The organism is Kocuria sp. UCD-OTCP, assembly GCF_000349605.1.
Classification (GTDB): domain Bacteria; phylum Actinomycetota; class Actinomycetes; order Actinomycetales; family Micrococcaceae; genus Kocuria; species Kocuria rosea.
This window is the reverse complement of sequence record NZ_AOSQ01000018.1, coordinates 120,538-134,164: the sequence shown is the minus strand read 5'-3', so window position 1 is coordinate 134,164 and position 13,627 is coordinate 120,538. Positions and strand designations below refer to the sequence as shown.

11 protein-coding genes and 1 pseudogene are annotated in these 13,627 nt (G+C 75.6%); 6 read left to right on the top strand and 6 right to left on the bottom strand.

Annotation, left to right across the window (positions count from 1 at the left end):
- Nucleotides 1-2 precede the first annotated feature (2 nt).
- Nucleotides 3-1,298, top strand: a complete 1,296-nt coding sequence (locus H488_RS25920) for an aminotransferase-like domain-containing protein (RefSeq protein ID WP_017833066.1) — start codon at nt 3-5, stop codon at nt 1,296-1,298.
- A 59-nt stretch (nt 1,299-1,357) separates the two neighbouring features.
- Here the strand turns inward: H488_RS25920 and H488_RS25915 are convergent, their stop codons facing one another.
- On the bottom strand, nt 1,358-3,073 hold the full coding sequence (locus tag H488_RS25915; RefSeq protein WP_017833065.1) for an alpha/beta-hydrolase family protein: 1,716 nt from the start codon (nt 3,071-3,073) through the stop codon (nt 1,358-1,360).
- A 44-nt stretch (nt 3,074-3,117) separates the two neighbouring features.
- Nucleotides 3,118-3,516, bottom strand: a complete 399-nt coding sequence (locus H488_RS25910; RefSeq protein WP_017833064.1) for a phage holin family protein — start codon at nt 3,514-3,516, stop codon at nt 3,118-3,120.
- A gap of 152 nt (nt 3,517-3,668) precedes the next feature.
- Between H488_RS25910 and H488_RS25905 the strand changes: the two genes are divergently transcribed.
- The 3 genes from H488_RS25905 to H488_RS25895 are packed head-to-tail and all read left to right on the top strand — an operon-like array spanning nt 3,669 to nt 8,251.
- Nucleotides 3,669-6,488, top strand: coding sequence for a LuxR C-terminal-related transcriptional regulator (locus tag H488_RS25905; protein WP_150110330.1), 2,820 nt, complete (start codon nt 3,669-3,671; stop codon nt 6,486-6,488).
- Nucleotides 6,485-6,958: an SHOCT domain-containing protein gene (locus H488_RS38345; RefSeq protein ID WP_017833062.1), complete on the top strand. Its 474-nt coding sequence runs from the start codon at nt 6,485-6,487 to the stop codon at nt 6,956-6,958. The genes H488_RS25905 and H488_RS38345 overlap by 4 nt, the downstream gene beginning before the upstream one ends.
- Nucleotides 6,959-7,000: 42 nt before the next feature.
- Complete coding sequence (locus tag H488_RS25895; RefSeq protein WP_051063743.1) at nt 7,001-8,251, top strand: phospholipase D-like domain-containing protein; 1,251 nt, start codon at nt 7,001-7,003, stop codon at nt 8,249-8,251.
- Between the two features lie 22 nt (nt 8,252-8,273).
- Here H488_RS25895 and H488_RS38405 read toward each other — a convergent pair.
- A pseudogene (locus H488_RS38405) lies at nt 8,274-9,025 on the bottom strand (AI-2E family transporter).
- Nucleotides 9,026-9,365: 340 nt separating this feature from the next.
- Between H488_RS38405 and H488_RS25885 the strand changes: the two are divergent.
- On the top strand, nt 9,366-10,103 hold the full coding sequence (locus H488_RS25885) for a trimeric intracellular cation channel family protein (protein WP_017833060.1): 738 nt from the start codon (nt 9,366-9,368) through the stop codon (nt 10,101-10,103).
- A 31-nt stretch (nt 10,104-10,134) separates the two neighbouring features.
- On the opposite strand, the gene H488_RS25880 is transcribed toward H488_RS25885, so the two are convergent.
- The 3 genes from H488_RS25880 to H488_RS25870 all read right to left on the bottom strand — a co-directional run bounded on the left by H488_RS25880 (nt 10,135) and on the right by H488_RS25870 (nt 12,823).
- Nucleotides 10,135-10,797, bottom strand: coding sequence for a GntR family transcriptional regulator (locus H488_RS25880; RefSeq protein WP_043738845.1), 663 nt, complete (start codon nt 10,795-10,797; stop codon nt 10,135-10,137).
- A gap of 80 nt (nt 10,798-10,877) precedes the next feature.
- A complete protein-coding gene (locus tag H488_RS25875) occupies nt 10,878-11,381 on the bottom strand; it encodes a DUF3830 family protein (RefSeq protein ID WP_017833058.1) in 504 nt (167 codons plus the stop codon).
- Complete coding sequence (locus H488_RS25870; protein WP_017833057.1) at nt 11,378-12,823, bottom strand: amidase; 1,446 nt, start codon at nt 12,821-12,823, stop codon at nt 11,378-11,380. Before H488_RS25870 ends, H488_RS25875 begins: the two co-directional genes overlap by 4 nt.
- A 91-nt stretch (nt 12,824-12,914) precedes the next feature.
- On the opposite strand from H488_RS25870, the gene H488_RS25865 reads away from it, so the two are divergent.
- On the top strand, nt 12,915-13,625 hold the full coding sequence (locus tag H488_RS25865; protein ID WP_017833056.1) for a maleate cis-trans isomerase family protein: 711 nt from the start codon (nt 12,915-12,917) through the stop codon (nt 13,623-13,625).
- Nucleotides 13,626-13,627: the final 2 nt, after the last annotated feature.

Sequence of the window (13,627 nt, the reverse complement as noted above, 5' to 3'; positions counted from 1 at the left end):
CCATGACCACCACCGCCGCCTCCCTCACCACCGTGGCCGGCCTGCGCACCACCCCCACCGCGGGGGTGGGCGGCGACCCCGCCCGGGGCCTGCTGCCCCTGGCCCGCCGGGCGGACGGGCTCGTGGGGTCGGTCATCGACTCCTCGACGTCCCTGCTCGCCGCCCAGACCCACGACATCGTCCGCTTCGCGATGGGCGCCCCGGCCGCCGAGGTGATCCCCACGGAGCAGTTCCGGCGGATCGCCGCCGAGGTCCTCGGCGCCGGCTCGTTCACGTACGGGGCCACGGAGGGCGAGCCCGGTCTGCTCGAGACCGTCGTGGCCCACCACTCCACGACCCCGGAGCCGACCCGGCCCGAACGGCTCGTCATCACCTCCGGCGGCATGCAGGGCCTCGACCTCGCGTTCAAGCTCTTCGTGGACCCTGGCGACCTCGTGGTGGTCGAGTCCCCCACCTACACGAACGGCTCCGGCACCGCCCTCAGCTACGGCGCGGACCTGCTCGAGGTCCCCGTCGACGAGGACGGCATGGACGTGGACGCGCTGGAGACGCTGGTCGCCGAGACCGGGCGCACCCCGCGGGCGGTCTACACGATCCCGAACTTCCAGAACCCCTCCGGCACCACGCTGAGCGAGCCGCGCCGGCGGCGCCTCCTGGACCTCGCGCACCGGTGGGGCTCCATGATCATCGACGACGACCCGTACGGGGGCCTGCGCTTCGCCGGCGAGGACGTCCCCGGGTTCCGGGAGATCAGCCCGGACGACCCGCTCGTGTTCTCGGTGCGGACCTTCTCCAAGGTCCTCGCCCCGGGGCTGCGCGTGGGGTGGGTGGACGCCGACCCTCGGCTGCGGAGGCTGCTGATCGCAGGCAAGCAGGCCATGGACACCTGCACGAACGTCCCCGGTCAGCACATCGTGGAGCGGTTCGTGCGCCAGGGCGGCTACGACGACCACCTGGCCGGCCTGCGCACGGAGTACCGGCGGCGCAAACAGGCCATGGACGCCTCGATCGCCCGTCACCTGGGCTCCCGGGTGGTCACGACCGACCCCGAGGGCGGCTTCTTCCTGTGGGTGACCCTGCAGGGCGACGACGCGGCCGTGGCCACGCCCCGGCTGTTCGAGATCGCCCTCGCCGAGGGGGTCGCCTTCATCCCCGGTCCCGCGCTGTCCCCCTCGGGCCGGTTCCAGGACGCCTTCCGGCTGTGCTTCGCCTCCACGAGCCCGGAGCGCACGGAGGTGGGCGTGCAGCGCCTGGCCCGGGCCCTGGACCTCGCCCGGGCGGAGCTGACGGGGCGGTAGCACCGGGCCGGCCCGGGACCCGGCGGCAGGGACGACCGCGCCCCGCCCGGCCGCCGGCCTCAGTCCGCCCCGGCGTCCTCGTAGGGGTAGGCGGCGATGACCTCCCGGACGCGGTCCAGGGCCGGCCCGTCCAGGCCGTGGTCCGGCAGGACGGCGGCCCACGCGTCCACGGCGACGTCCCCGTAGTTGTGCCCGTGGCCGGCCGGGACGGCCTCGCCCAGGACCATGTCCACGGCCAGCTGGAGGTAGGTCAGGAGCGGGATCCACACCATCGCGTCGCTCACGTCCGCGGCGCGCCCGCCCTCGGCCTGCGATCCCGCCAGCCACTCCGGCCGCTGCCAGATCACGGCGGGGTCCAGCCAGGTGATGGGGTCCGTGGCGTGCTGGAGGTAGGCGATCCGCGGGCGCTCCCACGGCCCGGGCACGGCGTCGAAGTCCCCCGGGACGGAGAGCCAGCGCACGGTCCGGCCCTGGTCCAGGACCGGCTGCCACACGGGGCTGCCGGGGTCGCGGCCCTCCTGCAGGCTCCGCCAGGGCTGGGCGTTGTTCGGCGGGCCGGTGAACACGGCGCCGTCCGTGCGGCGGGTCATCTCCGGGACGTCGGCGAACACGGACTGCATCCCGGAGGCGCCGAGGCTCAGCCCGTACACCACCAGCCGGGGGCGGTCCCCCGCCGGCATCCGCGCCCACTCGGCGTGCACGGCGTCGAACAGCGCCCGGCTCGAGGCGCGGGGCAGCTCCGGGGCGAAGAGGAAGGAGACCCAGCTGGGCTGGTAGGAGTACTGCGTGGCCACGATCGCCGTGCGCCCCGCGTTGAGGTACTCCACGGTGTCCACGGACTGGCGCTCGAGCCAGCCCGACCCGGTGGGCGCGGCCACCACCAGCACCTCCCGCTCGAAGCCGCCGGTGCGGCGCAGCTCGTCCACGGCCAGGGCGGCGCGCTCCTCGGCCGTCTCGGCCTGGTCCAGACCCACGTAGACCCGCACCGGCTCCGCCGCGGGACGGCCCGTCACCTCCTCGATCTGCGCCGGGGTGGGCCCGCCGCCGACGAAGGCGCGGCCCTGCATGCCGAGCGCCTCCCAGCGCACCGGCGAGTCCCCGCCCGCCGAGCGCCACCGGGAGCCGGGCTCGACGACGCCCTCGGGGGTCGTCGCGTCCCGTGCCGCGTAGACCCGGTCCGCCGCGGCCAGCACGCCGAGCACCACGAGCAGGACGGCCAGGAGGACGGCCGTGCCCGCGGCGGCCACGGAGACGGCCGAGGCCGCGCCCGCGCCGGCGCCGCGACGGCGGGCGAGGTCGCGGGCGCGCCGCCGCACGGCGCCCAGCGCGCCCAGGAGCCCCAGTCCCGCCGCGGAGGTCAGCGCCCAGGACAGCAGGAACGGGCCCAGCCCGGCGGCGGCCCGAGGGGGCATGTCCACGTTCGCGCGGACGTCGTTCTGCCACTCGACCACCAGGGCGGACAGGGCCAGCGAGCCCAGGACCACGAGGGCGGCGGCCGCCGCCCACTCCCGCACGGCGGTCCGGCGGGAGTCGCGCCCGGAGCCCCGGGCCGGTGGGAGTCCGCCGGTGCGGCGGGCGGCAGCGGCCCGGAGCACGAGCCCCACGAGCAGGACCCCCAGGCCGTGGCCGAGCGTGAAACCGACCCCGGCGAGAAAGCCCTGGAAGACGGGCGGCCGCGGCAGCAGGGAGGGCGTCACCGCCGCCACGGAGAGGCCGAGCCCGAGCACGAGGCCGATCGAGCGCGCCACGGCGGGGGCGCTGGAACCGGGGTCCATGGCACGAGCGTAGTCGCCGCCCCTCCCGGCGCCTGCGGGGCGCCTCACCCGCGAGTGGCGGGGGCCGGACCGGTGCGCTGGGCGCGCGCGGCCAGGAGCCGATCGGCCACCAGGGACAGCACGGCGGCGAAGACCGAGATGAGCAGCGCCGCCAGCGCGGCGACGAGCAGCCCGGAGACGGCCAGCAGGCTCGTCAGGGCGGAGAAGACCCAGATGAGCACCGCGTTCACCGCCAGGGTGAGCAGCGCCAGCAGCACCACCGACCCCGGCTGGGGCAGCCGGGCGGTGACGAGCGGCACGAGCACGTTGCAGAGGCCGATGAACAGCGCCACCACCAGGTGGGAGAGCAGACCGCCCTCGATGGAGAACCCCGGGAGCAACCACGCGGTGAGCTCGACCGCCCCCGCCAGCACCGCCCACCGCACGAGAAGCGACACGACCATGGCTGTCTCCTGTCCTGCTGCGCCCCGCTGCCTGCCGGACGGTGCTCCCACTGTCGCGCCCACGGCCGGGCCCCGCATCACCCGCGACGGGTGATGCGGCGGGCCGGCCGGACACAATTCCGGCATCCGGGCTCCTGGAGTAGCCTCCAAGCATGACGGGCGAACGGAGCGGGGCTCGTCCACCGCCGCCGGAACCGCTGTCCGCCACGCGCTCCTCGATCCCCCGGGTGCCCGCCAGGACGGTGCGCCGCCCGCGTCTCGAGCGGATGCTCGACGCCGGGGTGGCCGCCGGCACCGTGGTCGTCTCCGCCCCGGCGGGGGCGGGCAAGACGCTGCTCCTGTCGGGGTGGGCCGCACCGCGCCGCCCGCCCGTGGCCTGGCTGTCGGTGGAGCCCGAGGACCGGGACCCCCAGCAGCTCTGGGCCCGCGTCCTGGCGTCCCTGCAGGCCGCGTCCGACGTCGGCCCCGGGAGCGCCCTGGCCGGTCTGCGCGCCCCGCCGACCCACGACCCCCGCTTCGTCGACCTCCTGGTGGAGGCCTGCGGGCTGCTCCCGGCGCCGCGGGTGCTCGTGCTCGACGACCTGCACCGCATCGCGGGCTCGCCCGCCGAGGAGACCCTGGCCGCGGCGGCCCGGAAGGACCTCGGCGCCCTCCGCCCGGTGATCGCCACCCGCAGCGACCCGGACCTGCCGCTGCAGCGGCTGCGGCTGAGCGGCCGGCTGACGGAGCTCCGCGCCGACGACCTCCGCTTCGACCCCGCGGAGGCCCTGGAGCTCCTCGCCGCCCAAGAGGTCGCCCCCACACCGCCGCAGCTGGCCGTGCTGCTGACGAGGACGGAGGGCTGGGCGGCAGGGCTCCGTCTCGCCGCGCTGGCCCTCGAGGGCGCCGAGGACGTGGGCGCGGCCGTCCGCGGACTGGCCGGGGACCAGCGCGGTCCCGCCGACTACTTCACCGAGGAGGTCCTCGCGCAGCAGGAGCCCGCGCTGACCCGGTTCCTGCTCGACACCTGCGTGGTCCGGCGCGTCTCGGGCGAGCTCGCCGACACCCTGACGGGCCGCAGCGACGGCCAGCGGCTGCTGGCCAGGCTCGAGCACGAGAACCTCTTCGTGGTCGCCCTCGACGACCGGCGGAAGTGGTACCGCTACCACCACCTCTTCGCCGACCTGCTGCGCCACCGGCTCAGGGCGGAGGACCCCGCGCGGCAGGCCGTCCTGCACCGGCGCGCCGCGGGCTGGTTCGCGGCCCACAGGGAGCTGCTCGAAGCGGCCCGGCACCTGCGCGCGGCGCAGGACTGGCCGGCGCTGGCCCGGTTCGTCCTGCGCAGCGCCGGCGCGGAGGTCCTGGGCACGGACCGCGCGGCCGTCGTCGCGCTGCTCAGCGGCGTGCCGGACGAGCTGGTCGCCCGGGACTGCGAGGTGGCCGCCGCGGTCGCCGCCGTGCGCTACGCCGCCTACGACCCGGTGGGGGTCGCCTCCCACGCCGCGCGCGCCCGCGAGCTGCTGCTCCGGCTGTCCGCGCAGGACGCCCGGCTGACCACGGTGGTGCTCTCCACGCTCGACGCCGTTCTGGCGTGGATGCACGCGGACGCCACCGAGCAGGTCCGCCGTTCCAGGACCGCGATCCGGCAGCTGGACGAGGTGCTCCCCGAGGAGCTCCCGGCCGCCCCCGTGTACCGCATCGCCACCGCCACGGTGCTGGCCATGGGCCTCCTGTGGACCGGTGAGCTCGGCGCCGCCGAGACCACCCTCACCCGGACGGTGGCAGCTCTCGCGGACCGCTCCGCCATGACCCCGGTGCTCGCGCTGCACCTGCACGGGAACCTCGCCGCCCTGAAGGCGATGCGCGGCCGGCTGCGGGAGGCTCGCCGCGAGGTGGACGTCGCACTGGCCGTCGCGGAGGAGTCCGGCTGGACCTTCCTCCCGCTGACGGCCACGGCGTTCCTGGCGGAGGCGGTGATCCGGCTCCTGGAGCACGACGTCGGGGCCTGCGCCGCCGCCCTCGACCGCGGGAGGGCGTGCGTGGGCCGGGTGCCGGACCGCTACGCGGAGACCGGCCTGGCCCTGGTGGGCGTGCGGCTCGAGCTCTCGAAGGGGGACGTGACCGCGGCCCGGCACCTCCTGGGGCGACTGCGCGGGAGCACGCAGGACTGGGCGATGCCGGACTTCCTCGCCCAGTGGTGCGAGCTGGTCCGGGCCGAGATCCTCCTGGCGGAGGGACGGCCCGCCGCCGTCCCGGCGCTGCTCGGCGACCCGCCCGTCACCGCCCCGTCCCGGGGGCGGCCCCACGGGCACCGGATCGTCCTGCGGGCCCGGGCCCTGCTGGAGACCAACGACCCCGCGCAGTGCCTGCGGCAGCTGCAGCACCTGTTCCGGGAGACCGAGGTGGACGGAGGACCCGCCGTCGAGGCCTGGTTGCTGGCGGCCCTCGCCCACGACCGGCTCCGCGACGAGGTGCAGGCCCACGCCTGCCTCGGGCGTTGTCTGGCCGTGGCGGCCCCCGAGCACATCGTGCGCCCCTTCCTGCTCGTGGACGGGCAGCGGGTCAGGAGACTGCTGGAGCTGCACCGGCGGGCCGTGGGCACGCACCGAGAGTTCGTCGGGACCGTCCTGGACCTCCTCGGCGGCAGCACCCCCACCCGCGCACCGGCCGTGCTGGAGTCGCTGACCAGCCGCGAGCGCAGCGTGCTCCTGCTGCTGCCGACGATGATGAGCAACACGGAGGTCGGCGCCGAGCTGTACCTGTCGGTGAACACCGTCAAGGCGCACCTGAAGTCCCTGTACCGCAAGCTCGGCGTCAGCACCCGGCGGGAGGCCGTGCTCCGCGCCCGGACGCTCGGCCTCCTGGAGCACACGACCCTCGACGGGTCCCCCGGATCACCCGCGCCGGGTGAGGCCCGGCCCGCGGCGAAGCGGGACCCTGGAGGTGAACCCGGGGACGCCGAGAGCCCCGCCGGACCGGGGAGGACCTCATGAACTTCTGGGAGTTTCTGTGGCTGCTGGTGATCTGGACGCCGCTGGCCCTGCTCTGGGGCGTGGCGCTGGTCGACATCACCCGCCGTGAGGACATCAGGGGCGGGACGAAGGTGCTGTGGGCGCTCGTGATCGTCCTACTGCCGTTCGTGGGACCGCTGGTCTATCTCCTCACCCGGTCCGTCGGCGCCGCCGAGGAGCAGCGCCTCGCGGCGGCCCGGTCGCGTCCGGGGCCGGGTGACGGGGGCCGTGCCCACCAGCTGACGCTCCTGGCGGACCTCCGGGACCGCGGCGCGCTGACCGCCGGGGAGTTCGAGGCCGAGAAGGCCCGGCTCCTGGGCGACGGCTCCCCGGGCGCGGACGGGCCGACCGCCGGCGGCACGACCGCAGCACCGTCGTCGTCGACGGGTGGCGGCGCGGAGGACGGTGCGGAGGACGACGCCGCGGGCCGGGCGGCGGCGCGGACGGTCTGAGGCCGCCCCGCACCGCCGGCGGCGCCCGGGTAGGCTTCGCGGATGAGAATTCCTCGTTCCTCCGGGCCCCGCCTGCTCCGTTCGTTCGCCGTCCGCTCCGCCCTGGGCATGGTGGCCGTGCAGGCGGCGGTGGTGGCCACCCTGGTGGCCACCGACGCGATCAAGCGCCGGAGCCGCTCGAGGCGCTCCGGGTTCCCCCGCCCGGGCACGTTCGAGCACACGGTCGCGGAGACCGGCACCACGATCTACACCTACGGCGAGGACCTCTACCGGGACATGCTCGCCGCGATCCGCGGCGCCCGGCACCGGGTGCTGCTGGAGACCTTCATCTGGAAGGACGACGAGGTCGGGCGCGAGTTCCTGGACGCCGTCAACGACGCCGCCGCCCGCGGTGTCGAGGTGCACGTCATGTACGACGGCTTCGGCAACCTCGTGGTGCCCCGCGGCTTCTACCGCTTCCACCCGGACGTGCACGTCTTCCGGTTCCCCGTCCTGCGCCCGCGCCTGCTGCTGAGCCCCCTGCAGGCGACCGGGCTGACCCACCGCAAGCTGCTGGTGGTCGACGACGAGGTCGGGTTCGTGGGCGGCTACAACCTCGGCTCGCTCTACGCCACGCAGTGGCGGGACACCCACGTGCGGCTCACCGGCCCCGCCGCCTTCGAGCTGGGCCACTCCTTCGCCGCGGTGTGGAACCACCCCTCGGCGCGGCGGCCGAAGCTCCCGCACGTGAACCCCGGCTCCTGGGACTCGCGGGTGCGCGCGATCAACAACATCCCGGCCAGCCTCGTGTACCCGATCCGCAGCGTCTACCTCGACGCGATCCACCGGGCCACGGACCACATCTACCTGACCACCGCCTACTTCATCCCCGACCAGCAGATCCTCTCCGCCCTGATCGAGGCGTCCCGGCGGGGCGTGGACGTGCGCGTCATCCTGCCCGAGGACTCCAACCACGTGCTCGCCGACTGGCTCTCCCGCGGCTTCTACTCGACCCTGCTGGCCGCGGACATCACCGTGCTGCTCTACCGCCACGCCATGATCCACGCCAAGACCGCGACGATCGACGGGCAGTGGTCGATCGTCGGCACCGCCAACATCGACCGGCTGAGCCTGGGCTTCAACTACGAGACGAACCTCGAGATCCACGACCGGGACGTCGCCGCGGACATGGAGGCGGTCTTCGCCGCCGACAGCGAGAACTGCCGGGAGCTGACCGCGGGCCGGTGGGACGAGCGGTCCCCCGCGGCCTGGTTCGCCGAGACCGTCCTGGTGCCGCTGCGCCCCTTCCTGTGACGCCGTGGCCCTCCGGGGCCGCTCAGGCCTGCGCGTCCGGCTCGTCCCCGGCCGGGGCGGGCCCGTCGTGCGGCCGCCCGCGGGCGTCGTGCCCCGTGGCCCCGAGCCGGCCGCCGGGGCGGTGCTGGTAGCGCATCCGCTGGTACTTCCACCGCTCCGCCATGCTCGCCTTGGACCGGGCGGTGTCCTGGGGGTCGAGCGGGTCCGGTCCCAGCACCGGGTCCTCCCCCGCCTGGTACCGGTCGCTCCACACCTGGATCACGGCCCAGGCCACCGCGGTGATCGGCACGGCGAGGATGGCCCCGAAGATCCCGCCGACGATGGTGCCCACCGTGAGGACCAGCAGCACGACGATCGCGTGCAGGCTCAGGGTCCGGCCCATCACCACGGGTTGGAGGAGGTCGCCCTCGATCTGGTTGACGACGACGACGACGCCGGCCACGATCAGGGCGGTCCACGGGCCGTTGGTCACGAGCGCGACCAGGGCGGCCAGGATCCCCGCGGCCGTGGCGCCGACGATCGGGACGAACCCGCCGATGAACACGATGACGGCCAGCGGCAGCGCCAAGGGCACCCGAGCAGGGCCAGGGGCACCCCGATGAACACCGCGTCGACGGCGGCGACCGCGGTGCCGCGCACGTAGCCGCCGAGCACCTGGACCGCCCGGTCCCCGGACTCGGCGAGCCGCGCCCGGGTCCCGCCGTGGAACCAGCGCAGCGTGAAGTTCCACATCTTCGCGCCGTCCTTCAGGAAGAAGAACAGGACGACGGTCATGAGCACCACGCCGGCGAGGAACTCGGTGGCGGCCGTGAGCCCGCTGATGGCTCCCCCGGCGAACGCGCTGGACGTGAGGAAGTCGGTGGCCCGCTGGAGCAGCGCGTCCAGGGAGGCGGTGTCCACGGGCAGGGGCCCGGACATGATCACGCACTGCAGCTCCTCCCACCCCTCCACGGCCGAGGCCGAGAGGTTGTCCCACTCGCTGCGGACCGCGAGCACGATGCCCGTCACCACCCCGCCCACCAGAGCGAGGATGCCCAGGAACGCCGCCGCGGTGGCCAGCAGGGGCGCGGGAGACGGTGCTACCCTCGGGCGTCGGCGTGACGCGGGAGAGGCGGTGGTGGTCGTGGTGGCCGTGGAGGATCTCGACCCGAGCGCGGCCTTCGACGCCGTCGACCTGCTCGGCGTGCTGACCAACGGCGTCCTGGGCGGGGTGGTGGCGCGCCAGCTGAAGATGGACCCCGTCGGCTTCGCGTTCCTGGCCGTCGTCTCCGCGCTCGGCGGGGGACTGCTGCGCGACACCCTCCTGCAGGTCGGTTTCCCCGTGGCCCTGACCAACCCCGCGTACCTGATCACGGCGATCGCCGGCGCCACCATCGCGTTCTTCCTGCAGTTCCGGGGGAAGTGGACCAACCGCGTGCTGGTGGTGGCCGACGCCCTGGCCCTGGGCTGCTGGGCGGCGACGGGCACGGGCAAGGCCCTCGACGTGGGACTGACCTGGCTGCCGGCCGTCATGATCGGGGTGATCACCGCCGTGGGCGGCGGGATGATCCGCGACATCGCGGTGGGGCGGGTGCCGATGATCTTCGGCGGCAACACCCTCTACGCGACCGGGGCAGTGATCGGCAGCGCCGAGATGGCGGTGCTGCACGGCCTGGGCTACCCCAACTGGGGCATGGCCGCGGCGATCCTCACCGCCGCCACGGTCACCGTGGTGGCCCGGCGCCGGGGGTGGCGGCTGCCCGGGGCGGGCGAGTGGAACGTGCGCCTGCCCCGCAGGGACTGGCCCCGCCCGATGTGGCGTCCGCGCCGGCCCGGCGGCCCCGGCCGCGGCGAGGAGCCCGGCGCGTCCTGACGCCCCGCGCGCGGGCAGGGGCGCGGCCCGGTCAGGCGCCCAGGACCCGCTCGAGTCCGTCCTGCATGTGGGCCCGCAGCAGCGTGTCCGCACGGTCCGCGTCCTGCGCGTCGAGCGCCTCCGCGATCTCGGTGTGCTCCCGGAGGCGGGCGTCGGCGGACCCGTAGGTCCCCTGCATGCCGGTCAGGGACATCCGGATCTGGGTGAGCAGCGTCCGGTGCATGCCGAGCAGCCGGGGGCTGCCGGCGAGCTCCACGAGCAGCTCGTGGAAGTGCAGGTCCGCCTCCGACATCGCGCGCCCGTTCGGCTCCGGGGCGGCGGCCCGCATCTCGGCCAGCGGCACGGCCAGCGCCTCGGCGGCCCAGGGCCCGGTGCCCGTGGCCACGATCCGGCGCACGGCCGCGCACTCCACGGCCTCCCGGGCGAGGTACATGTCCCGGACCGCGTCCTCGGTCAGCTCCATCACGAACAGCCCGCGGTTGCGGTGGCCCACGAGCAGGCCCTCCTGCGTGAGCCGCTGCATGGCCTCGCGCAGGGGTCCCCGGCTCACGTTGAGCTCCCTGGCCAGCTCCTGCTCCACGAGCTGGCTCCCGGGCGGGAAGCGGCCGTCGGCGATGGCCTCCCGCAGGATCCTGGCGATGAGCGCAGGGGTCGACTCCTGGACCACGGGGGGAAGGGCCGACCGGGCTGCCATGCTGCTCTCCATCTCTCGTCCGGCCCGGGGCGGGGCGCCCGGGCCGAGGATCCATCCTAGTTCGCGCCGTGCCGGCCGGCTCAGGGCTCCTCCGCGCGGGCGAACCGCAGGGTCTCGCCCCGGGCCCCGCCCATCCACACGTCCTGGCACGCGGCGGCCAGCTCGTCGAGGCCGTCCTCGATCGTGGCGAAGACGTTGCCCGGCACCCACCCAACGTCTCCATTGAGCAGCAGGTTGTTCCGGCCGTAGAAGACGGCGAGGTCGATGAGCAGGCGGTGCTCGGAGGTCCCGGAGGAGGCGTCGTAGCCGTAGGCGGGGTTCTCGAGCACCCCGTCGAAGCTGAAGTAGCAGAGGTCCCCCGGGATGGGCGTCACGGTCTGGTTCTCGGGCCCCGGTTCCTCGGGCGCGAACGCCGGGACCAGGGCGTAGATCTCGTTGCGGGCGAACTTCCCGTGGAAGACCTGGCCGGCGAGGGGCAGCGCCCGCCAGACGGCTTCGGCGGTCCGGGGCGCCTCGCGGTCCAGGAGCCGGGCGCGGGCGGTGACGGCGCGCCGCTCCAGGCCGACGGTGAGGTAGCGGGTCACGGGGTGCTCCGCACCGGCACCGCGGCGGAGGACCGGGCCGCGGCCGGTGGGCGGAGGGCGCCGTGGCCGGCCGCGGCCTCATAGGCGGCCGCGGCGTCGAGCACCCGCTGGTCGCCGTGGCGCGGGCCCACGATCTGCAGGCCGACGGGCAGCCCCTCCGCGGAGAGTCCGCACGGGACGGTGACCGCGGGCTGCTGGGTGAGGTTGAAGGGGTAGGAGTAGGGCGTCCAGCTGGTCCAGTCCTGGCTCGGGGACCCGGCCGGGACGTCCGTGCCGGCCTCGAAGGCCGTCCGGGGCAGGGTGGGCGTCACGAGGACGTCGTAGCGCTCGTGCAGCAGTCCCATCCGGCGGCCCCAGGCCATGCGGCAGGCCGTGGCGTCGAGGTAGTCCTGGGCGGTGAAGCCGTGGTGCCGCTCGAGTGCGGCACGCAGGGAGGGGTCGATCCGTTCGAGCGCGCCCGCCCCGCATCCGGCCACCACGGCCGCCGCGCCGCTGAACCAGAGCACGTGGTAGGCCCACACGGGGTCCTCCTGGCCCAGCTCCACCTCCTCGACCACCGCGCCGAGCTCGGCCAGCACCCCGACGGCCGCCCGCACGGAGCGTTCCACCCCGGGGTCGTTGGCGCCGTAGCCGAGGTCCGGGCTGAAGGCCACCCGCAGGCCGGCCGCCCGCTCCGGGCCGGCCAGCCGGCCGAGGAAGCTCCCGGTGGGGGTGGGCAGCGCGGACCAGTCCCGGGGGTCGTACCCGGACAGGGCGTCGAGCATCGCGGCGGCGTCGGCCACGGTGCGGGTCAGCGGCCCGGCGTGGGCCAGCGTGCCGAAGGGGCTCGCCGGGTACAGGGGCACCAGCCCGTAGGTGGGCTTGAGCCCCACGATCCCGCAGAAGGAGGCCGGGATGCGGACGGACCCCCCGCCGTCGGTGCCCACCGACAGGGCGCCGAGCCGGGCCGCCACCGCGGCGGCCGAGCCGCCCGAGGAGCCGCCGGGGGTCCGGGCGGTGTCCCAGGGGTTGACCGTGACACCGGTGCGGGGGCTGTCCGTGACGCCCTTCCAGCCGAACTCCGGGGTGGTCGTCCTGCCGACGAGCACCGCGCCGGCCTCCTTGAGCCGGGCCACCGACGGGGCGTCCTCGTCCCACGGCCCGGCGTCGTCGACGAGCAGGGAGCCGCGCAGGGTGGGCCGGCCGCGGGCCAGGAGCAGGTCCTTGACCGTGGTGGGCACCCCGTCCAGCGGCCCGCGCCCCTCCCCGCGGGCCCAGCGCTCCTGCGAGTCCCGGGCGCCGCGCAGCGCCTCGTCGCCCTCCACGAGGCAGAAGGCGTTGAGGACCGGGTCCACGGCCTCGATGGCGCGCAGCGTCGCCTCGACGACCTCGACCGGCGACAGCTCGCCCACGGCGTAGGCCGCCGACAGCTGCAGCGCGGACAGCTCCAGCACGTCCTGCACGGGACTCCCTCCGGGCGCTACGATTGTCGACAATCAAACTGTAAGCTTTTCACCGATCTCGTCCAACCCTCCCAGGAGGAGGCGCCCCGACGTGCACACCGTGGTCATGCTCTATCCCGGGCACAGCGCGGAGGACGACTACGCGGTGCTGGAGCGCCTCGTGCCGGACGCCGCCTTCCCCGTGGTGCACACCTGGGAGGGCGGCACCGCGCACGACGTCGGGGCGCTGCTCGACCTCGGCGCCCGCCGGCACCTGGAGCCCGCCGCCCGGCGGGCGCGCACCCACGCCCCGGACGCCGTGCTGTGGGCCTGCACGTCGGGCAGCTTCGTGCACGGCCGGGAGGGCGCGCTCGTCCAGGCCCGCTGGGTGGCCGAGGCCGGCGGCGCTCCCGCCTCCTCGACGTCCTGGGCGTTCTCGGCGGCGGTCCGGCACCTGGGGGCCCGCCGGGTGGCGGTGGCGGCGACCTACCCGGCGGACGTCGCGGCCCGCTTCACGGCCTTCCTGGCGGGGGACGGCATCACGGTCACGGCGCTGTCCGCCCACGGCGTCCCCAGCGGCGAGGACGCCGGGCGCCTCGACGCCGAGTGGCTGCTCAGGGCCGCGCGTGCCGCGGACGTCCGGGGCGCCGAGTGCCTGCTCGTCCCGGACACGGCCCTGCACACGGTGGCCGCCCTGCCGGAGCTCGAGCGGGCGCTCGGGCTGCCCGTGCTGACCGCGAACCAGGTGACGGCGTGGCACGGGCTGCGGCTGGCCGGGCACCCCGCCCGCACCGACCGGCTCGGCGCCCTCTTCCGGGCGTGACC